Source organism: Rhodococcus oryzae (genome assembly GCF_005049235.1).
GTDB lineage: Bacteria > Actinomycetota > Actinomycetes > Mycobacteriales > Mycobacteriaceae > Rhodococcus_G > Rhodococcus_G oryzae.
The window spans coordinates 80,564-98,967 of the sequence record NZ_SUMD01000008.1 but is presented as its reverse complement, the minus strand read 5'-3'; the positions used below and the strand labels follow the sequence as shown (position 1 = coordinate 98,967).

Genomic DNA, 18,404 nt, shown 5'->3' with positions numbered 1-18,404 from the left:
TGTCGTATTCGGGGTGGCGCCTTCGTCGCCTGGGTAGAGAGGCCTCCCGGCCCCTCACCCACACGGAAGGATGACAACCATGTACTACCTGGCATTGCTGGCGGGCGAGGAGAACGGTGCGGCGTCGACCCCGGGGACCCCGGAGTTCGGGGACGCGGTGGCCCGGCACGAGAGGTTCTGGGAGGCCGCGGGCACCGCGCTCGTCGGCGGCGGCGCGCTGTACCCGACCGCGGAGGCGGTCACGATCCGGCACGAGAACGGCGGCGCGCTCGTCACGGACGGCCCGTTCGCCGAGTTCTCCGAGGTCGTGGGCGGGTTCTATGTGCTCGAGGCCGACGATCTGGACGCGGCGCTGGAGCTGACCCGGCAGATTCCGGACGCCTCGGAGGGATTCGTCGAGCTGTGGCCGATGGTCTTCTGGCGGCTGGAGAACGAGCACGCCGGGTGCTATCTGGCGGTGCTGCGCGAGCCGGCGGGTGCGGCGAACACGCCGGGGTCGGCGGAGTGGGACGAGGGTATCCGGGCGCACGGCCGGTTCGGGGAGTTCGCGGGGCCGGCCCTGCGGGGCGGTGGCGCGCTGCACCCGCCGTCGTCGGCCACCACGGTCCGCGTCCGTGACGACGAGCTGCTGCTGACCGACGGACCGTTCACCGAGGTGGCCGAGATCGCCAACGGCGTCTACCTGCTCGCGGCCGCGGATCGGGAGGCGGCGACGGCCCTGGCGGCCCGCATCCCGCTCGGCCCAAAGGGCTGCATCGAGCTGCGGCAGATCGTGGACGAGTAAATGCACGTCGACCCGGTTTTCAGGGCCGAATCGGGCCGCGCCATCGCGACGGTGGCGCGGCTGGTCGGCGATCTCACGCTGGCCGAGGACGCGGTGCAGGAGGCCTTCGCCGAGGCGATCCGGAGCTGGCCGCGGACCGGGATGCCTGAGAACCCGGGCGCGTGGATCACCACGGTCGCACGCAACCGCGCGCTGGACCGGCTGCGGCGGGAGTCGTTGCGGGGCAACAAGGAGCTCGACGCCACGCGGCTGTTCCCGCCGACGGAGGAGGAGGTGTGGCCGGTGCGGGACGATCAGCTTCGCCTCATCTTCACGTGCGCGCACCCCGCGCTGGCCCCGCAGGCACAGGTCGCATTGACGCTCCGCCTGGTCTGCGGCCTGACGGTGACCGAGATCGCGCGGGCGTTCCTGCAGCCCGAGTCGACGGTGTCACAGCGGCTGACCCGCGCGAAGAGCAAGATCCGGACGGCCGCGATCCCGTTTCGCCTGCCGCCGGAACACCTTCTCCCGGAGCGCGTTCCGCAGGTGCTCGCGTGCATCTACCTCGTCTTCACGGAGGGATACTCGGCGACCTCGGGGAGCTCGGCGATCCGTGACGAGCTGTGTGAGGAGGCGATCCGGCTGGGTCGCTTGCTGTGCGAGCTGATGCCCGACGAGCCGGAGGCGTGGGCGCTGCTCGCCCTGATGCTGTTGCAGGACAGCCGCCGGGGAGAGCGGATCGCCGCCGACGGCTCGGCCCGGCCGCTCGAGGAGCAGGATCGCTCGCGGTGGGATCGGGGCCGGATCGAGGAGGGGGTGCAGTCCCTGGCCGTGGCCCGGCATTCCACGGGCCAGTACTTCCCGCAGGCGGTGATCGCGGCCGCGCACGCGGGCGCGCCGAGCTGGGGTGCGACCGAATGGACGGTGATCGTCGCTGCCTACGAGCGGTTGCTCGAGCTGACCGGTTCGCCGGTGGTGGCGGTGAACCGGGCCGTGGCGGTGGGTTTTCGGGACGGTCCCGAGCGGGGACTGGAGGCGCTGGACGCGGTTCCCGCCGATCCGCGGCTGGCCCGGTTACTGGTCCCGGCCCGGGCCGACCTGCTGCGCCGGATGGGTCGGACCGGCGAGGCCGAGGACGCCTACCTCGCAGCCTTGGAGCTGGCGGGCAACGAGACGACCGAGCGGTTCCTGCGGCGACGGCTCGAGGAGGTCAGGGCCACCCCCGCGGATCGGAGCTGACCTGCCGGGGCGGACTGTCGGTCGATGAGTTTCGGCCGGCTCGGCCGTCTACATCGGTAGGCGCAGACGAAGGAGGACGATGATATTGGAGGCGGAATTCACTGCGACCATGCGCAAGAGTGCGAGCAAGGGTGGCTGGACGTATGTGGTGTGGCCGGAGTCGGTGACGTTCTTCGGGACCAGGGGACTGGTGAAGGTCCGGGGCACGATCGACGGCTGCCCGTTCCGGAGTTCGTTCATGGCGATGGGCGACGGAACGCACAAACTGCCGGTCCGCGCCGACATCCGGCGGGCGATCGGCAAGGGCGAGGGGGACACCGTGACTGTCCGGCTCATCGAGCGGATCGATCGGGCGGGCTCCGGTTCCTGAGGTCGCGCGATCATTCCCCGGCGAGCGAGTCGAGCGCGTCGTCGATCGGGGTGTCGCCGGTGTTGAAGCCGAGGAACCGACCGATGGTCGCCGGCCTGACCAGCACCGCCGCCGCCACCCGCGCGACGTCCTCGCGGGGCACCGTGCCCGACTCGAGGCCCGGCCCCACCTCGATCCCGCCGGTGCCCGTGTCGAGGGTGAGCGTGCTGGGACCGAGGATCGTCCATGCGAGGGCGGTGCCGAGGAGATGGTCGTCGGCCGCGGCCTTGGCCTCCGCGTAGGGGAAGAACGAACTGTCGCGCGGGACGCCGTGATCGGCCCGGGCCCCGAAGTAGGACACCATCACGTACCGGTCGACGCCTGCGCGGGCGGCGGCGTCCATCGAGCGGATCGCCGCGTCCCGGTCGACGGCGTAGGTGCGGGCGGGGTCACCGCCGCCCGCGCCGGCCGACCACACCACGGCGTCGTGCCCGCGGATCAGCTCGGCGATCCGGTCCGTGTCGAGGCTCTCGACATCGGCGACGACGGCGGTGGCGCCGGTCGCCTCGACGTCGTGGCCATGCGCGGGATTGCGGATCAGGGCGGTGACCTCGTCGCCGCGGCCGGTGAGTATCCGGGCGAGGTGCAGGGCGATCTTGCCGTGACCGCCGATGATGACGACGCGTGCCATGCCGATTCCTTCCGTCGGTGCCGCTGCCAGTACAACGCGTCGGTCCGGCCCCGCGCAACGGAGCGCGGGGCCGCCTCGGTCGGTCCTCAGCCCGCAGCCTTCTTCACGAGCTCGCCGATCCTCTTCGCGTCGGCGTCGGTCAACGTGGTCAGGGCGAAGGCGGTCGGCCACATGGTGCCGTCGTCGAGGTTCGCGGTGTCGTTGAAGCCGAACGTCGCGTACCGCGCCTTGAACTTCTCCGCGCTCTGGAAGAAGCACACGACCTTGCCGTCCTTGGCGTACGCGGGCATGCCGTACCAGGTCTTGGGCGCGAGGCCCGGCGCGTTCTCCTTGACGATGGCATGGATCCGTTCGGCCATGACACGATCGGATTCCGCCATCCCGGCGATCTTCTCGAGCACGTCCTTCTCCCCGTCCGCCTTGGCATTGCGGGATCCGCGACGGGCGGCCGTCTTCAGCTCCTGGGCGTGCTCCTTCATCGCGGCACGTTCTTCGTCCGTGAATCCGACCGCGGACTTGGTCTTCGCAGTGGTGCGTGTGGTCGATTTCTGAGCAGTCATCGCCTTGATTCCTCCGTGTGAGTGATGGTGAGGATGAAATTGATGCTAGGGAGCAGATGCACCCGAGTCACTGCACGACGACGGTGCGCCGCGCGCTGCGCCGGGTGTACGGCAGCACGAACAGGTAGAGGCCGCTGAAGAGCAGCACGGCGAGCGGGAGCAGCGGCAGGTAGGAAAACCAGATGGCGGCCTTCAGGGACACCGCGATCGTGGCGACGATGACGGTGACCGTGAAGACGATGGCCGTCCAGCGGTGGATCTGCCGAAAACTGTTGTTCGAGTTCATGGGGACTCCTTGTTCAAGATGAGCGAGGGGGCGCCGAGCGCGACAGCGGGGCGGGGCGGGACTCAGCGGTCCTGGATCAGCCCGAGGACATTGCCGTCGGCGTCGGTCACGGTGGCCACCAGGCGGCCGCCGCCGACCTCGTTCGCGGGTTCCTTCACGGTGGCGCCCGCGGTGGTCAGCTCGGCCAGCTTCGCCTCGATGTCCGGCACGTGCCAGTAGGCCACCGGTCCGGTCATGCCCTGCGGTCCACCGCCCGGCACCAGCCCGATGTGCTGGCCCTCGGCCTCGAAGCCGACGTAATAGGGCGAGTCGGTCTGCGGCTCCACGCCGAGCAGCGCGGCGTAGATCGTCTTGGCCGTCGCCAGATCGGACACGGGATGCAGCACGGTCTTGATTCCCTGGGTGGCAGAGCTGGTCATGGTCACTCCTCTGTTGGGGTGGATCGGAACTGCCACAACCATCGCTCTCGGCGGGGCCACTCCACATCCGTGGTGACCACGGAACCGTCCACGGAGAGGGGGGCACGGATCGTCCGTGCCCGACACGGAGAACGTCCGAAGGTGCTGAGGGCGAAGCAGATACTGCAAGATGAGGCCCATGATGGCGACGGTGGAGATCTCCGCTCGAGAAGCCGAGGTACTCGCGTTGGTGGGGGAGCACCTCAGCAACGCCGAGATCGGCGCGCGATTGTTCATCTCGGTGCGAACCGTGGAGAGCCATGTGTCCTCGCTCCTGCGCAAGCTGGAGGTTCCGGATCGGCGGGCGCTCGCCCAGCGCGCGTCCGAGCCGGCGCACACCGATCGGTCGCACCCGGCGCCGGTCCTGCCCGCGCCGTTGACCTCGTTCATCGGCCGGAAACTGGAACGGGCCGAGCTGACCGAGATGGTCAAGAACGATCGGCAGGTGACCGCGGTCGGCCCCGGCGGAGTCGGCAAGACCCGGCTTGCGTTGACAGTCGCGGCCGAGCTGGCAGAGGAGTACTCCGACGGGGTGTGGTTCGTCGACCTGGTACCGATCACCAGCCCGGACATCTCGGTGGTCGCCGGTACGGTCGGCCTCGCACTCGGTCTCGGCGAGCAGCCCGGCCGGGGCATGGACGAGTCGGTGCTGGCCGCGCTGGCCGACCGTCATGCCTTGCTGGTGCTGGACAACTGCGAACACGTGCGGGACGGGGTGGCACTCTTCATCGAACGGCTGCTCGCGGCGTGTCCACGAGTGACGGTGCTGGCGACCAGCCGGGCTCGGTTGATGGTGCCCTTCGAACGGGCGTACACGGTCCCGCCGATGTCGCTGGCCGGTGACGGCGAATCGGACGCGGTCGCGTTGTTCATGGATCGTGCGGCGGCGGGCGGCTGGCCGCCGAATCATGCTCTGCGGGAACAGGTCGCCGCGTTCTGCGGGGGTTTGGACGGCATGGCCCTGGCGATCGAGCTGGCAGCCGCCCGCTGGACCACCCTCGGGCTGGACGGCCTCACCGACGGGCTGTCAGACCAGCTCCGGATGCTCGCGGGCGGCGCCCGAACGGACGACCGGCATCGCTCGGTGCGAGCGGCGCTGGACTGGAGCCACACCCTGCTGGAGCCGGACGATCGAGTTTTGCTGCGCCGGTTGTCGGTGTTCATGAAGTCGTTCACCGTCGCGGCGGCGGCGGAGGTGACCGCGTCCGAGAAGGGCGTTGTCGCGGATGGGCTGGCCCGCCTCGCGGAGCAGAGCCTGCTGGTGGTGATCGCGTCCCCGACCGGGACCCAATACCGGGCGCTGGAAACCATCCGCCAGTACGGGATGGAGCGGCTCGTCGAGGTCGGTGAGCGCGACGATGTCCGGTCCCTGCACCTTCGCTGGTGCCTGGCCGAGGCGGCCGACCTGGCGGTGGTCCGGGCGGACTGGCGGGCACGATTCGACGCGGTGGCCGACGACCTCCGCGCCGCTCTGGCGTGGGTTGCCGACCGGCCTGCGCAGCGCGCGGAGGCGTACGGCCTCGCCAGGCAGCTGGCGGAGCTGACCTTCACCCGTCACCTGATCGGCGAGTCCCAGCAGCGCTACGAGCAGGCGGCCGCGCTCGCGGACGAGGCGGCCGCCGCCTCGATGTTCCGGCAGGCCGCGGCGGTGGCCGGGTGCCGGATGCGTGGTGACGACATGTACCGCCTGAACCGGGCGGCCGCGGACGCGGCGCAGCGAGCGGGGGACACCGCAGGCGCCGCCGCCGACCTCGCGACCGCCGCCACGAACGCCTACCGGTTCGCGAGCAAGTTCGTCCGGACCCTGCCGCCGGAGGAGGCGATCGCGCTCATCGCCGAGGCGCGGGAGCTGGCAGGCGATGACCAGGCCGCCCAGGCCGCGGTGGCGCTGGCCGAGGCCGGGAGGGGGCTCACCGAGGCGTTCGGTGCCGCCGAGGGCGCATCCGACGATGCCGTGGCGGAGACGATCGCCCGCGCCGAACGGGCGGTCGAACTCGCTCACCGCACGGGCGACCCCCTCGCCGAGTCCGCCGCGCTCGACACGCTCACCGGCGCCCAGAGCTGGTCCGGTGACGCGTTCGCGGCCGCGGCCACGGCCCGGCGCCGGATCACGCTGCTCGCGTCCGCGCCGCCAACTCCGACCGGCACCCACGAGCTGATCGACGCGCTCGGTGAGGCCACCGAGGCCGGACTCGGCGTGGGGGACCTGCCGGGTGCCCGCCGGTGGGCACGGCAACTCGCGGATCATCCGATGCTGGCCGAGGTCGGCCATCGTGCGACGAGCCAGCTGCTGGTGGCCGACGCGTTGGCGGGCAATGTCGACGAGGTGCTGACCCGCAGCGCTCGGTTCCTCGAGGCGTGGCAGCGGTCCGGCAGACCGACCGGATCGGTTCTCGGCGCGGCGGTGGCCGGTGTGGGGATGATCCACGGCCTACGCGACGACGACGATGCGCGGCGCGAGTGGGCCGCGGTCATGGACCAGCTCGCCACCCCGGCGGAACATACCTACGGCTACCGGGCGGTCTACGACTCGATGCTGTTGCTGCACAACGGAGATGCGGGCGAGGCGCTGGGGCGGATGGCGCCGGAGCCCGGCGAGGTGTGGAGATGGGTCACGTGGGTCTGGCTGCACTGGTACGTGGCGCTGCGCGCCGAGGCCACCGTGCTGACCGGCAGCCCCGACGCCGCCGATCGCCTGGCCGAGGCCCGGACCATCGTGGCGGGTAACCCCGTCGCCGGTGCCATCGTGGAGCGGGCCGAAGCGCTGCTCACCGAGGACCGGGAGCGCCTACTCGCCACGGCGGATGCGTTCGACGCAGCCGGTTGCCGCTACCAGTCGGCGCGGACCAGGGTGCTCGCAGGCGGTGACCACGCCGCCCTCGGGGCGGCCGCGCTCGCCGATCTCGGTCTCGCCCCGATGACCACGCCCCGGCGGTCCTGACGAGGCTGGTCCGGCTCGGTCAGGAGCCCGCCGAGGCGAGGGTGCCGACGCCGAGGGCGGCGAGGATCCCGGCGCTGACGGTCTCCAGCCGCTCGGTCACCTTGGGCCTGCGCAGCAGCGCGACCAGGCGCGACGCGGCGACCGCGAAGGCGCCCATCACGATCAGCGCCACGACGGCCTCGACCGCCCCGAGCGTCATCGCCGAGCCGAAGGTCACCTGGTCGAGGAACTGCGGGACGACGGCGAGGTAGAACAGGCCCATCTTCGGGTTCAGCGCGCACGAGAGCACCCCGGCGCCGAACGCGGATCCGGTCGAGGCCGCGACCGGTCCCGTCGCCGCGGGGCCTGCCGCCCGCCGCCGGAGCAGGGCGCGGACCCCGAGGTAGAGCAGGTACAGCCCGCCCGCGATCTTGACGACCCGGTAGGCGGACGCGGATTGCTCGAGCAGTGCCGCGACCCCGAGGGCCACCACCACCGCCCAGAACAGGCTGCCGATGGACACCCCGATGGCCGCGGCTACGCCCGGGCGGGTGCCGCCGATGCTGTAGCGGAGCACCAGGAACGAGTCGGGTCCCGGCATGAGCGCGAGCAGCAGGCAGACGCCCGCGAAACTGAGCAGGGTGGCGGCGGTCATGGCGACAGGAAACCGCGGATCAGGACGCGAATCAAATCGGTGTCAGGGTTGCAGCGCCGCGAAGTCGGCACCGGTCATCTCGACGGACAGCTCCCACAGTTCCCGCGCGAGTTCCTGGTCCCGCGCGCTCTGGTTGCGACCGCACCGGGTCACGGGTCCGCGCATGCCGCGCAGGCCCTCCGGGCCCAGGTAGTCGCCGTTCTCGACATCGGGCATCGTCGCGCCGTAGAGCTGGCTCAGCGCGCCGTCGGCCTCGCTGTTGACGACGATCCGCATGCCCAGCCGGGTGAGCGACGCGAGTCCGGGGATCGGCGGCAGCATCGAGTCGAAGAGGTTGGTCGCGGCCACGCCGGGGTGCGCGCCGATCGAGATCAGCGGGCTGCCCGCGGCCGCGGCGCGCCGGGCGAGCTCGGCGCTGAAGATCAGGTTCGCGAGCTTGGACTGCCGGTACGCGGCCATGCGCTCGTACGGGCGTCGCTCGAAGTTCGGGTCCTCGAGGTCGATGGTCCCGCCGTAGTGCGCGAGGCTCGCCAGGGTGACCACCCGCGGTGCCTCCGCCCGCAGGAGCAGCGGCAGCATCGCGTCGGTCAGCGCGAAATGGCCGAGATGGTTGGTGCCGAACTGGGTCTCGAACCCGTCGGCCGTCGTGCCCTGCGGGATCGCCATCACCCCGGCGTTGTTGACGAGCACGTCGACGGACCCCACCGCCGCCGCGGTCTCGGCGGCCGCCGCCCGGACCGAGGCCAGGTCCGCCAGGTCGAGCCGGACCAGCACGTGTTCGGCCGTCGATCCGGCGGCGCGACCCGCCGCCCGGACCGATTCCAGCGCGCTCGCGGCGCGCTGGAGGTCGCGGCAGGCCAGCACCACCCGGGCGCCCGCGCCCGCGAGCGCGGTCACGGACTGCAGCCCGAGGCCGTTGTTGGCGCCGGTGACCATGATCGTCCGGCCGCGCTGATCGGGCAGGTCCGCGACCCCGAACCGCGGCTTCGCGAGCGGCCGTCGCGCCGCGCGCCCGGCCTCGATGACCGGGCCGGGGTCCGGTCGGTGGGATGCGGGCGGCTCGGATGCGGGCATGGCTTCTCCAGACGTGGTGGCGCGGTCCTCGTGCCCGACCCTACGGCCGACCGCGTCACCACGCCCGGAGATGCGCTCAGCCGCGACCGAGTCGCTCGTCCGCGGCCGCGTGTGCGGCGGCCAGCGGGGTGATGCCCGCGCGCTCGGCCCTGTCGAACAGCTCGCCGAGGGTGCTGCCGATGAGGTTCACCCGGGCCAGGACCTCGTCGTAGCCCCGGTTCTCGCCGTCGGCCAGGATCGCGAACAGGGCGCCGCCCGCATTGGCGACGAAGTCGGGTGCCCACAGGATTCCCCTGGCGGCCAGGCGATCCGCGCCGTCCGGGCGCGCGAGCTGGTTGTTCGCCGGACCCACGACCGCGCGGCAGTCGAGGCCGTCGATCACCTCGTCGGTGAGCACGCCGCCGACACCGGCCGGGACGAAGAGGTCCGCGGGCACGGCGGGGGCGTCCTCGGGCCGGACCCAGCGGGCGCCGATCTCCTCGGCCAGCGCCCGCTTGCCGAGGTCGATGTCGCTGACCGTGAGGACGGCGCCCTCCGCGGCGAGGGTGCGTGCCAGCCGGGAGCCGACCTGCCCGAGTCCGCTGATCGTGACCCTCAGGCCCGCGAGGCCGGAGCCCGGGAATGCGCGATCGACGGTCGCGCGCAGGGCCGAGTAGACGCCGACCGCGGTGGGCTCGGCCGGTTCGCCGATCCCGCCCGTCGCGGTGGGCAGGCCGAAGACGTGCGCGGTCCGTTCCCGGACGATCTGCATGTCGGTCGCGCTGGTGCCGACGTCCTCGGCGGTCCGGTAGCTGCCGCCGAGTCCGTCGACGATGTCGGCCAGGTCGAGCATGGCCGCGCGGCGCCGGTCCCCGTCGAGGGCCTCGCCCGGTGTCAGCGCGATCACGGACTTGCCGCCGCCGGCGTCCAGGCCCGCGACCGCACACTTGAGGGTCATCGCGGCGGACAACCGGAGCGCGTCCTGCATGCCGTCCTGCCAGTCCGGGTACTGCCACACCCGGCAGCCGCCGAGCGCGGGTCCCAGCCGGGTTGAGTGCACGGCGACGGTGATCGGGAGGCCCGAGCGCGCTCCGCATTCGATGGCGACGTGTTCGTGGTCGAAACCGCTGTGCGGGGTGCGGGTGACGGGTCGGGCTTCCAGGGTGGTCATCGTTGACGTCCTTCCGATAGCTGGGCTTGGTGTCGCTCAGCGCAGTGTCGAGGTGCGCTGTGTGTGGCCACTACAGTCGATATGGCTGGCAGAACAGTCAATAGTGAGATTCCTGGCTGATCGCAGTGATCAGTAGTCGGGGGTGACCCGGGTCACTGGTGTGACGTAGCGCTCAGTTGTCCGCCGATCGGCGGACCCGAGGTTCCACCGGCGTACCCGCCGATCGGCGGACAGACACGAGCGGCGCCCCCGGCGAGAGTTGATTGCGTACCCGAACCCCAGGAAAGGGAATCGCATGACGACAACACAGGCGCCGCCGCAGCTCCGGCGGGTTCTGTTCATCGGAACCCCGGCGGCCTTCGTCGAGACCGAGCGGTGGCTCGCGGCGCAGGGTCTGGAGTCCACGCGGACGCTCGGCGACGACCTGCTCGTCGCGATCGCAACCGAGGACGTGCTCGACGGGATCTGCTCGGCCACCGACGCGGCGGCGGTGCAGCACGTCCGCGCTCTTGGGGTGCCGTGCGTCGGGGTGGCGCCCGCGGCGCCGGTGCTACCCCTCGCCGAGTACCTGTTCTGAGGCATCGAAAGATACTTCGCACCAAGATATTTCATACAAACAAGAAGAAGCTATCGGGCGTCAGGGGCCGGCTCGCGGATCACGCGAGCCGGTCCTTGCTGTTGACAACCCGCGGCCCGGGCTGCCATCCTCGCCGTAGGTCATGAGTGCCAGCAGATAGCCCCGGCTTGCTGGCCGGCAACCCTCCACCGCGGTGGGGTGCCCCGGGTGACGACCTGGCTGCGGTCCAACACCGGACCCGGCAAGCGCGGGCTCGTTGTCTTCCACAAGCACACGGGTCCCTGAAACCGAGGGATGTCTGATGACTGCTGTTCTCACCGCCGCCACCGCCACCGCCGTTCGCGCCGACGAGCGCTGCGCCGCCGACCGGCCGTTCGCCGAGGTCTCCGGGGCCGACCTGACCGTCCCGCTGTCCGCAGGTGGGACCTGCACCTACGCGAACTTCGACTACGCGGCAAGCGCGCCGGCGTTGGCTCAGGTCACCGCGCGGGTGCAGGAGCTGCTGCCCTACTACGCCAGCGTGCACCGGGGCGCCGGGTACGCCTCGCAGGTGTCCACCGCCAGCTACGAGGGGGCCCGCGACGTGGTCGCCGGGTTCGTCGGGGCCCGGGCGGACGACGTGGTGGTGTTCACCAGGAACACCACCGACTCGCTGAACCTGCTGGCCGGCTGCGTGCCAGGCGAGACCGTCGTCCTCGACATCGAGCACCACGCAAATCTGTTGCCCTGGAAGAAGAATGGAGTGCGGGTCGTCCGGTCTGCGGACACCGTCGCCGAGACGGTGGAGCGGATCGTCGCCGAACTGTGCAGCAGGCCGGCCGCGCTGCTGGCCGTCACCGGTGCCTCCAACGTCACCGGCGAGGTGCTGCCGATCGCCCGGCTCGCCGAGGTCGCGCACGCCTGCGGGGCGCGGATTCTCGTCGACGGCGCGCAGTTGCTGCCGCACCGGCGGGTGGACATCGCCGCGCTCGGCGTCGACTACCTGGTCTTCTCCGGTCACAAGCTGTACGCGCCGTTCGGGGCGGGCGCGCTCATCGGCAGGCGGGACTGGCTGGACGCCGCCGAGCCGTACCTGGTCGGCGGCGGCGCCACCCGCGACGTCTCGACGGAGGGTGTCGACTGGGCGCAGGCCCCGCAGCGGCACGAGGCGGGTACCCCCAACGTGCTCGGCGTCGCGGCGCTGGCCGCGGCCTGCACGGCGTTGGCCGGGCTCGACGCGGAGGCGTCCGAGCGGCACGAACGTGCCCTGTGCGCTCGGTTGGTCGACGGGCTGCGCGGCATCGACGGCGTCGAGCTGCTCCGGATCTGGTCCGACTCGCCGGATTCGGTCGGCATCGTCACCTTTGCCGTCGACGGATTCGCGCCCCGCGAGGTGGCGAGCTACCTCTCGGACCAGCACGGCATCGGCGTGCGCGACGGCCGGTTCTGCGCGCACCCGCTGCTGGCCCGGCTGGGCAGGCCGGACGGTGCGGTCCGGGCGAGCCTCGGGCTGGGCAGCCACGCCGCCGACGTGGACCGGCTGGTCGCGGCGCTGCGGGAACTGGTGGACGGTGGCCGCCCCGCGGCCGGCGTTGCCGGGTAAACTCGCGCCATGGCACCCCTGACGACCGTGGCGACTGACGCCCGGTGGTGCCGTCGGCATGTGGATCTCTGCCGTACCGCGTCGGGCATGTGTCTGGGCTGAGCTCGTCCCCGGCTCATCAGCTCGCACGCATCTCCCGAGGAGACCCATGTCCACCGATTCGTCTTTCCGTACCCGGCCGCTGCACGTCGCGGTCGAATTGTCCGGCGCCGGTCACCACCCGGCGTCCGCGGCGCACACCGACTTCCGGATCCCGCTCGGGCTCACCGACTACTGGGTGGATCTGACCGCACCCGCGGACCCCGACTCGCAGCTCGACCTGGCCGCGGTTCCCGGCACCGTCGTCCGCATCCGAGCACACGACCTCCGCGGGGCGCAGCAGCAGCGTGACCGGATCCGGGCGGAGGCCGCGGCTGATGGCCGGGACCCGGACTCGGTCACCGTGCTGCTCGATGTCGAGGTACTCCTCGGCGATGATTCACGTTCCGCGCGAAGGGAACTGGCCCTGATCGACGGTGGGCTACGGGGTGTCCGGGTACCCGATTCGATCTCCTACGTCGGGACGGCATCGGGTCTGGCCGGGCTCATCGCCGACATCCGCGCGGCGGGGGTCGCCGACGGGGTGACCCTGCTGCCGCTGGTCCTGCCCCGCGTGCTCGACCGCGTGGTGGACGACGTGCTGCCACTGCTGCACGAGCGCGGCCTCACCCGCCCATCGGCGGCGCTCGGCGAGGTGCTCGGGCAGTTCGGGTTGACCTCCGGCAGAAGCATTCTCGCGTCATAGCTGGTATCCGACGGCGGGAGCCATCGACCGGTCGCACCGGTCGATGGCTCCCGCCGTTGTGGTCGGTCAGGCCGCCACGGTCTCGGTGATGATGCGGACCCGGGGATCGGGATCGAAGCGGTAGCCCGTGCCGCGGACGGTGGACACCAGCCAGCCGTAACGCCCGAGCTTCATCCGGACCCGGGAGACGTGGACGTCCACGCTGCGCCCCGCCCGTTCCCGCTCGCCGAGGGTGCCGCTCAGCTCGAGCAGTCGACGCCTGGAGACCACCACCCGCGGCCGCCGGGCCAGGTGGGAGAGGATCTCGAACTCGGTGTGGCTCAACGAGATCGGCTCCCCGCGGGTGAACACCTGCCGGGCGGGGAGGTCGATGACCAGCGGAGCGTCGGTGGCCGTCGGCTTCGGGGGTGCGGCGGCAGGCGCAGGCGCGGTGTCCATCCGGGCCCGGGTGCTGACGCCGGGGAGGAGCTCCTGCGCGGTCGCGCGGAGGGCGTTCGCGAGGGCGACCAGCTGCTGCCGGTCGGTGGATCCGGTGTTGCTGAACTGCAGGGTGAGGATCAGGTCGGGATTCGAATCCCGCTGTCCCAGTGCGGAATCAACCATGGGTAACTCCCAGTTTCGATTGTGTTGGTGTGCGACGGTCGTGGTCAACGACAGCTGCGACACTCACTTCGAACGGGGGAGTGGATGGCGGAGGTGGGCATGGTGATGTTCGCCGCCGGGATCATTCGCCGAGCGGGGTCGGGCGGAAGTACCGGCCGTCGTGGTACAGCAGGGGAGCGGCTGCTGCCTCCGCGTCATCCTCGTCGTGCACGCGCGTGACCAGCCCGATCACCAGCGTGTGGTCGCCGATCGGGATGAGCTGGTGGACGGTGGTGCGCAACCAGATCGGTGTGCCGTGCAGCACCGGCTCGCCGGTCTCGAGGCGCTTCCACAGCGATTCGTCCGCGAAGCGCTGGTCGGCGCTGCGCGAGAAGCGCTGGGCGAGGTGCTGCTGGTGTTCGCCGAGCAGGTGGATCACCAGCGAGTCCGCTGCGTGCAGCGCCTTGATGCTCGAGGAGTTGTGCGCGATGTTGAACGAGACCAGCGGCGGGTCCAGCGAGATCGACGCGAAGGAGGTGGCGGTGAAGCCGACCGGGCCCGCCCCGGCGTCGAGCGTGACGATGGTGACGCCCGCCGGGTAGCGGCGCATCGCCGCCCGGTACTGGTCGGCGGTGATGCCGATCGGGTCCTCGGGGGTGGCCGCGTTGGGCAGGTTCTCGAGTGGCTGTGACAACGGATTCTCCGGATCTTCGGCTGCGTGAGAAGCACGCACTACGAGTGCGTGCCGACGAGTCGGATCAGCGCGGACACCGGCTCGCGGAGGTGCGGCACAGGTCGACGTGTCGTCGGCTCCACACTCCGTCAGTCACTTCGCCTCCAGGGATCTGTTTCGCCCACTATAAGACCCGGGTCAGTCGACGTCGATGGCCAGCCCTGCCGTGATGCGGAGCAGTTCGGAGAAGGTGGTGCGGAACACGGTCGCGGGATGGCCGGCCGCCGCCCACAGTTCGGGGTACTGCGCGAGCGCCGCGTCCACGTACGTGGGCAGATTCGTCGGGTGCCCCACCGGGGCGACGCCGCCGATCGGCTGGCCCGTCACCTCTCGGACGGTGTCGGCGGGTGCCCGGGTCAGGGTGCCCTCGAGTCGTTTGCCGGTGTGCTCGATGTCGACCCTGTGGGCGCCGGAGACCAGCAGCAAGATCGGGTCGTCGTCGAGCAGGAACACCAGTGATTTCGTGATCGCGCCGACGTCGACCCCCAGCGCGGCGGCGGCTGCCTCCGCGGTGTGGGTCGACTCGTCCTGGGTGACCACCACGCCGTGATGGCCACGGGAGATCAGGACGCGCGCGACGTGGGCGGCGTTCGGGTGCAGGAGCCTGGCCATGCCCCACAGTAGGACCGGCACGGCGGCCGCGCACGGCATCCGGGCCGACGTGTCGCAGCGCTCACGCCGTCACGGGTGCGCGCCTGGTGTTCCTGGCGGCGAAGCCGAGCATGAGCGCGACCCCCACCACGGTGTAGATGGCGAGCGTGACGATCGGCTGGCCGACTCCGGTGCCCTGGAAGTAGACGATCGAACGCACGCCCTCGGTGCCTGCCCCTGGGGTGATCCAGCGCCCGATGGCGGCGTAGAAGCCCGGCAGCACGTTGGAACCGAAAGCGCCTCCTGCGCTCGGGTTCCCGAGCACGACGAAGATCAGGATCGCCAGCGGCACCGCCAGGATTCCGACGGCCGCCCGCAGCCCCATGGTGAAGATCCCCGTCGCGAAGACCACGCCCGCGCCCAGCAGCGAGAGCGGCAGCAGGTGGCCGGTGAAGGTGCCGAGCAGGTGCGTGGTGATGAGCGCGCCGAGGAACCCCGAGACCGCGGCGTATCCGGCCATGATCGCGATGTGTTTGCCCGCCTCCCGCAGGGTGCGCGGTGCGCCGATGAGTAGTCCGATGGCGGCGGCGAGCAGGTAGCCGCCGACCACCCAGCCGAGCGAGAGGTAGAAGCCGGACAGGCCACGGTTGTCGTGCACCGCCACCGGCACCTCGTCGCGGACGACGAACGTGCGGTGCTTGACGGTGTCGACCTTGGTGAAGATGCCCTCGAGCGCGGTCGCGGCCGAGCTGCCCGCGGCGTTGGCGGTGATGAGGGTGTCGGTACCGGTGGGGCTGATGACGTAGGCGCCCATGATCTCGCGGTCCCGGATCATCGAGCGCGCCTCGTAGGTGTTCGCCGCCGTGCGCGCCTCGACCGGGTGGCCGTCGATGCCGTTGAGCTCGTCGGTGACCTGCTGGCCGATGCCGTCGGGCAGTCCGGACTCGGTGACCACCGCGATCGGGATGTCGCGCGGGGTCGGCTGGTGGAACGCCGCCACGTAGCTGGTGATGAAGCCGAGCTGCAGCAGCAGCACGCCCAGGACCACCGCGACCATGATCTGCCGCGGGCTGTAGCGGTCGGTCGGGCTGGTGGACCGGTGCGGTTCGGTGGTGGTGGTCGTCATGGCTTCCTTGCTCTCGCGGCGCATCCTTGCCGATACTCTCGGTATTGAATACCGTAGGTATCGTGAATGAGCTAGGTCAAGGGAGAGCTGCGTCACCGCCGGGCCCGCTCGCCCGGCCAGGACGCGACGTGGTGCGCCAACGGCTGATCGACGCGGCCGCCGAGGAGTTCGTCGAGAACGGCTTCGCCGCGGCCACGCTGGCGGACATCGCCCGCAGGGCTGGGTTCACCAAGGGCGCTGTGTACTCGAACTTCGAGTCCAAGCAGGACCTGTTCGCGGAGCTGTTCGCGCAGCGGTCCCTCGAGCTGGCCGGCCGGGTGCTCGCCGAGATCGCGGGGCTCAGTCCCACCGCCGCCGCGGGGCGCGGCGGCGAGACGATCAGCTCCTGGCTGGTCTCCGACCCGGGCTGGGCGCTGCTCGTGCTCGAGTTCGGCCTGCAGGCCGCAAGGGACCCGAAGATCGCGCAGGCCTACCTGCGCGAGCGGCGGCACCTGCGCGGCCAGCTCGAGGAACTCATCGCCGAGCGGGCATCGGATTGGGGGGTCGGGCGGCGCCTCGACGCCCGCAACACCGCGATCACGCTGATGGCGCTGATCTCCGGGCTGATGCTCGAGCACGCGGTGGACCCCGAGCAGGTCGACCGGCGCGCCGTTCAGACGGCCGTGTCCGCGCTGTTCGCCGGGGCGATCGCGAGCGCCACCCGCGGTTGAGCGGGCCCCTCACGGGGTCACTCAACCGCGGCGCGGCGGTCAGTACACCGATACCGGCGGGCGCCGGTCGGCCCAGGGCATCGCTCGCTCGAGGTCGCCCGCAAGCGCCAGCAACGTCCCCTCGTCGCCGTACCGGCCGACGAACTGCATGCCGATCGGCCAGCCCTGCGTCGACTGGGCGAGCGGGAGCGAGATGGCGGGGTGCCCGGTCGCGTTGAACAGCGCCGTGAATGAGGCGTACTCGAAAATCCGGTCGTACCAGCCGCGTGCGTCGAGTTCGGGGTCGTCGGCGTCGAGGCGGCCGAGCGGGATGGTCGGTCGGCTCGTCGTGGGTGTCAGCAGAACATCGAACCCGGTGAGGAACTGTGCGACCTCTCGCGTCACGGTGTTGAACACCCGCTCGGCGGCGTAGATGTCGAAGGCGGACAGCGTCTTTCCGTACTCCACGCATGCGAGGGTGGTCGCCTCGAGGTGTTCCCGTCCGGGGGTCAGGCCCAACTGGGCCGCGGCTCCCGTCACGGCATCGCCGAGGAAACTGCACCAGGCGTCGAGGTTTGCGCGGTCGAACGCCGCGGAGTCGATCGACGGCGCCGCCTCGTGCACCTCGTGGCCCAGCTCCGACAACTGCTGCGCGACGACCTGGACCGCGGCCGCGCTCTCCGCGTCCACCTCGCGGTCCGGGTCGGCGGGTGTCGTGGTGAAAGCGATCCGGAGCCGCCGAGATCCGGTTCGCGCCAGCTCGGCGAAGGGCCGCTCCGGTGCGGGGAAGAGGTAGCGGTCGCCCGGCTCGGAGCCGTGCACGGCGTCGAACAGCGCTGCGCAGTCGCGCACACTCCGGGTGATCGCGAACTCGACGCCGAGGCCCATGAGTGGATCGGCGAAGTCCGGCCCCGCGGTGATCCGGCCCCGGCTCGGTTTGAGGCCGACGGCCCCGCAGGCCGCTGCCGGGATCCGGATCGACCCGCCGCCGTCGTTGGCGTGCGCCATCGGCAGCGCCCCCGCGGCGACCAGCGCGGCCGAACCTCCGCTGGAGCCGCCCGCGCTGCGGGTGAGATCCCACGGATTGCGGGTCGGGCCACCGTAGGCCAGCGCCTCCGTGGTGGCGTTGAAACCGAACTCGGGCGAGGTGGTCGTCGCCATCGTGGCCAGGCCTGCCCGGCGGAAGCGTGCCATCAGGTGGGTGTCGTACGGATAGACGGCACCCGGGCCGAACAATCTGCTGCCGCTGCGGGTCGGGACGCCCGCCGCGTGCACGATGAGGTCCTTGATCGCGAACGGAACTCCCGCGAAGACCCCCGTCTCGTCGCAGCCGAGCGGGGCCTCGTACCGCTCTCCCGCGATCGCGGACAACTGCGGATCGATCTTGTCGAGCGCCTGTCCTGCGGCCGCCGCGACCTCTGCCGCGCTGACCTGCCGGTCGCGGATCAGGGCCGCCAGGCCCGTCGCGTCCTGTGCCGCGTATTCGCCGATGTCCATCCGGTCCTCCTCGTTGTGGTGCGGGTTCCGCGGACGGTAGGGCGGGCCGGTGCTCTCGGCCTCCGTCGTTTTGCGGAGGCGTGAATCGCGGCGGGCAC

The 18,404-nt window shown here is 71.3% G+C and carries 22 protein-coding genes and 1 riboswitch; of the genes, 9 read left to right on the top strand and 13 right to left on the bottom strand.

Features of this window, described 5'->3' with window-relative positions:
• Positions 1–79: 79 nt before the first annotated feature.
• The 3 genes from FCG67_RS17170 (at position 80) to FCG67_RS17160 (ending at position 2,372) form a co-directional block, all read left to right on the top strand.
• Entirely contained in the window at positions 80–784 is a 705-nt protein-coding gene (locus tag FCG67_RS17170; protein ID WP_136911039.1) for a YciI family protein, read from the top strand.
• The gene (locus tag FCG67_RS17165; protein WP_136910912.1) at positions 785–2,002 is read left to right on the top strand and encodes an RNA polymerase sigma factor; all 1,218 of its coding nucleotides are present in this window, start codon (positions 785–787) and stop codon (positions 2,000–2,002) included.
• Between the two features lie 79 nt (positions 2,003–2,081).
• A complete protein-coding gene (locus tag FCG67_RS17160) occupies positions 2,082–2,372 on the top strand; it encodes a DUF1905 domain-containing protein (RefSeq protein WP_136910911.1) in 291 nt (96 codons plus the stop codon).
• 10 nt (positions 2,373–2,382) lie between these two features.
• Here the strand turns inward: FCG67_RS17160 and FCG67_RS17155 are convergent, their stop codons facing one another.
• From FCG67_RS17155 to FCG67_RS17140, 4 genes are all read right to left on the bottom strand, one after another.
• Positions 2,383–3,042: an SDR family oxidoreductase gene (locus FCG67_RS17155; RefSeq protein ID WP_136910910.1), complete on the bottom strand. Its 660-nt coding sequence runs from the start codon at positions 3,040–3,042 to the stop codon at positions 2,383–2,385.
• Positions 3,043–3,128: 86 nt separating this feature from the next.
• A complete protein-coding gene (locus FCG67_RS17150) occupies positions 3,129–3,602 on the bottom strand; it encodes an iron chaperone (RefSeq protein WP_136910909.1) in 474 nt (157 codons plus the stop codon).
• A 67-nt stretch (positions 3,603–3,669) separates the two neighbouring features.
• Complete coding sequence (locus FCG67_RS17145; RefSeq protein ID WP_136910908.1) at positions 3,670–3,888, bottom strand: hypothetical protein; 219 nt, start codon at positions 3,886–3,888, stop codon at positions 3,670–3,672.
• Between the two features lie 62 nt (positions 3,889–3,950).
• The gene (locus FCG67_RS17140) at positions 3,951–4,307 is read right to left on the bottom strand and encodes a VOC family protein (RefSeq protein ID WP_136910907.1); all 357 of its coding nucleotides are present in this window, start codon (positions 4,305–4,307) and stop codon (positions 3,951–3,953) included.
• 178 nt (positions 4,308–4,485) lie between these two features.
• On the opposite strand from FCG67_RS17140, the gene FCG67_RS17135 reads away from it, so the two are divergent.
• The gene (locus tag FCG67_RS17135) at positions 4,486–7,287 is read left to right on the top strand and encodes an ATP-binding protein (protein ID WP_136910906.1); all 2,802 of its coding nucleotides are present in this window, start codon (positions 4,486–4,488) and stop codon (positions 7,285–7,287) included.
• 19 nt (positions 7,288–7,306) lie between these two features.
• Here the strand turns inward: FCG67_RS17135 and FCG67_RS17130 are convergent, their stop codons facing one another.
• The 3 genes from FCG67_RS17130 to FCG67_RS17120 form a co-directional block, all read right to left on the bottom strand.
• The gene (locus FCG67_RS17130) at positions 7,307–7,921 is read right to left on the bottom strand and encodes a LysE family translocator (protein ID WP_136910905.1); all 615 of its coding nucleotides are present in this window, start codon (positions 7,919–7,921) and stop codon (positions 7,307–7,309) included.
• Between the two features lie 42 nt (positions 7,922–7,963).
• Positions 7,964–8,995 (bottom strand): oxidoreductase, encoded by a 1,032-nt coding sequence (locus tag FCG67_RS17125; RefSeq protein ID WP_136910904.1) that lies wholly within the window; start codon positions 8,993–8,995, stop codon positions 7,964–7,966.
• A 76-nt stretch (positions 8,996–9,071) separates the two neighbouring features.
• Positions 9,072–10,145 carry a Glu/Leu/Phe/Val dehydrogenase family protein gene (locus FCG67_RS17120; protein ID WP_136910903.1) on the bottom strand — a complete coding sequence of 358 codons (1,074 nt, stop codon included), beginning with the start codon at positions 10,143–10,145 and terminating at the stop codon, positions 9,072–9,074.
• A 295-nt stretch (positions 10,146–10,440) separates the two neighbouring features.
• Between FCG67_RS17120 and FCG67_RS17115 the strand changes: the two genes are divergently transcribed.
• The 4 genes from FCG67_RS17115 (at position 10,441) to FCG67_RS17105 (ending at position 13,088) form a co-directional block, all read left to right on the top strand.
• Complete coding sequence (locus FCG67_RS17115; RefSeq protein ID WP_136910902.1) at positions 10,441–10,722, top strand: hypothetical protein; 282 nt, start codon at positions 10,441–10,443, stop codon at positions 10,720–10,722.
• Between the two features lie 138 nt (positions 10,723–10,860).
• Positions 10,861–10,976: riboswitch (SAM riboswitch) on the top strand.
• A 47-nt stretch (positions 10,977–11,023) separates the two neighbouring features.
• On the top strand, positions 11,024–12,304 hold the full coding sequence (locus FCG67_RS17110) for an aminotransferase class V-fold PLP-dependent enzyme (RefSeq protein ID WP_136910901.1): 1,281 nt from the start codon (positions 11,024–11,026) through the stop codon (positions 12,302–12,304).
• A 9-nt stretch (positions 12,305–12,313) separates the two neighbouring features.
• Positions 12,314–12,406, top strand: coding sequence for a putative leader peptide (locus FCG67_RS25700; RefSeq protein WP_411269095.1), 93 nt, complete (start codon positions 12,314–12,316; stop codon positions 12,404–12,406).
• A gap of 46 nt (positions 12,407–12,452) precedes the next feature.
• The gene (locus FCG67_RS17105) at positions 12,453–13,088 is read left to right on the top strand and encodes an LLM class oxidoreductase (protein ID WP_136910900.1); all 636 of its coding nucleotides are present in this window, start codon (positions 12,453–12,455) and stop codon (positions 13,086–13,088) included.
• 66 nt (positions 13,089–13,154) lie between these two features.
• On the opposite strand, the gene FCG67_RS17100 is transcribed toward FCG67_RS17105, so the two are convergent.
• The 5 genes from FCG67_RS17100 to FCG67_RS17085 all read right to left on the bottom strand — a co-directional run bounded on the left by FCG67_RS17100 (position 13,155) and on the right by FCG67_RS17085 (position 16,120).
• Positions 13,155–13,691: a winged helix-turn-helix domain-containing protein gene (locus tag FCG67_RS17100; RefSeq protein WP_136910899.1), complete on the bottom strand. Its 537-nt coding sequence runs from the start codon at positions 13,689–13,691 to the stop codon at positions 13,155–13,157.
• Between the two features lie 121 nt (positions 13,692–13,812).
• Positions 13,813–14,364, bottom strand: a complete 552-nt coding sequence (gene dszD, locus FCG67_RS17095; protein WP_077043010.1) for an NADH:FMN oxidoreductase DszD — start codon at positions 14,362–14,364, stop codon at positions 13,813–13,815.
• 64 nt (positions 14,365–14,428) lie between these two features.
• On the bottom strand, positions 14,429–14,488 hold the full coding sequence (locus FCG67_RS25695) for a putative leader peptide (RefSeq protein WP_374102921.1): 60 nt from the start codon (positions 14,486–14,488) through the stop codon (positions 14,429–14,431).
• Between the two features lie 53 nt (positions 14,489–14,541).
• Positions 14,542–15,015: a YbaK/EbsC family protein gene (locus tag FCG67_RS17090; protein ID WP_077043934.1), complete on the bottom strand. Its 474-nt coding sequence runs from the start codon at positions 15,013–15,015 to the stop codon at positions 14,542–14,544.
• Positions 15,016–15,076: 61 nt separating this feature from the next.
• Entirely contained in the window at positions 15,077–16,120 is a 1,044-nt protein-coding gene (locus tag FCG67_RS17085; protein ID WP_425467849.1) for an ABC transporter permease, read from the bottom strand.
• Between the two features lie 131 nt (positions 16,121–16,251).
• Between FCG67_RS17085 and FCG67_RS17080 the strand changes: the two genes are divergently transcribed.
• On the top strand, positions 16,252–16,830 hold the full coding sequence (locus FCG67_RS17080) for a TetR/AcrR family transcriptional regulator (protein WP_077043932.1): 579 nt from the start codon (positions 16,252–16,254) through the stop codon (positions 16,828–16,830).
• Positions 16,831–16,869: 39 nt separating this feature from the next.
• On the opposite strand, the gene FCG67_RS17075 is transcribed toward FCG67_RS17080, so the two are convergent.
• A complete protein-coding gene (locus tag FCG67_RS17075; RefSeq protein ID WP_136910898.1) occupies positions 16,870–18,306 on the bottom strand; it encodes an amidase in 1,437 nt (478 codons plus the stop codon).
• Positions 18,307–18,404: the final 98 nt, after the last annotated feature.

Coding starts and splice junctions, on each gene's coding strand:
- FCG67_RS17170 (WP_136911039.1), top strand. CDS start 80: ATGTACTACCTGGCATTGCTGGCGGGCGAGGAGAACGGTGCGGCGTCG.
- FCG67_RS17135 (WP_136910906.1), top strand. CDS start 4,486: ATGATGGCGACGGTGGAGATCTCCGCTCGAGAAGCCGAGGTACTCGCG.
- FCG67_RS17085 (WP_425467849.1), bottom strand. CDS start 16,120: ATGACGACCACCACCACCGAACCGCACCGGTCCACCAGCCCGACCGAC.
- FCG67_RS17165 (WP_136910912.1), top strand. CDS start 785: ATGCACGTCGACCCGGTTTTCAGGGCCGAATCGGGCCGCGCCATCGCG.
- FCG67_RS17125 (WP_136910904.1), bottom strand. CDS start 8,995: ATGCCCGCATCCGAGCCGCCCGCATCCCACCGACCGGACCCCGGCCCG.
- FCG67_RS17090 (WP_077043934.1), bottom strand. CDS start 15,015: ATGGCCAGGCTCCTGCACCCGAACGCCGCCCACGTCGCGCGCGTCCTG.
- FCG67_RS17105 (WP_136910900.1), top strand. CDS start 12,453: ATGTCCACCGATTCGTCTTTCCGTACCCGGCCGCTGCACGTCGCGGTC.
- FCG67_RS17110 (WP_136910901.1), top strand. CDS start 11,024: ATGACTGCTGTTCTCACCGCCGCCACCGCCACCGCCGTTCGCGCCGAC.
- FCG67_RS17115 (WP_136910902.1), top strand. CDS start 10,441: ATGACGACAACACAGGCGCCGCCGCAGCTCCGGCGGGTTCTGTTCATC.
- FCG67_RS17160 (WP_136910911.1), top strand. CDS start 2,082: ATGATATTGGAGGCGGAATTCACTGCGACCATGCGCAAGAGTGCGAGC.
- FCG67_RS17150 (WP_136910909.1), bottom strand. CDS start 3,602: ATGACTGCTCAGAAATCGACCACACGCACCACTGCGAAGACCAAGTCC.
- FCG67_RS17145 (WP_136910908.1), bottom strand. CDS start 3,888: ATGAACTCGAACAACAGTTTTCGGCAGATCCACCGCTGGACGGCCATC.
- FCG67_RS17100 (WP_136910899.1), bottom strand. CDS start 13,691: ATGGTTGATTCCGCACTGGGACAGCGGGATTCGAATCCCGACCTGATC.
- FCG67_RS17120 (WP_136910903.1), bottom strand. CDS start 10,145: ATGACCACCCTGGAAGCCCGACCCGTCACCCGCACCCCGCACAGCGGT.
- FCG67_RS17155 (WP_136910910.1), bottom strand. CDS start 3,042: ATGGCACGCGTCGTCATCATCGGCGGTCACGGCAAGATCGCCCTGCAC.
- FCG67_RS25700 (WP_411269095.1), top strand. CDS start 12,314: ATGGCACCCCTGACGACCGTGGCGACTGACGCCCGGTGGTGCCGTCGG.
- FCG67_RS17140 (WP_136910907.1), bottom strand. CDS start 4,307: ATGACCAGCTCTGCCACCCAGGGAATCAAGACCGTGCTGCATCCCGTG.
- FCG67_RS17075 (WP_136910898.1), bottom strand. CDS start 18,306: ATGGACATCGGCGAATACGCGGCACAGGACGCGACGGGCCTGGCGGCC.
- FCG67_RS17130 (WP_136910905.1), bottom strand. CDS start 7,921: ATGACCGCCGCCACCCTGCTCAGTTTCGCGGGCGTCTGCCTGCTGCTC.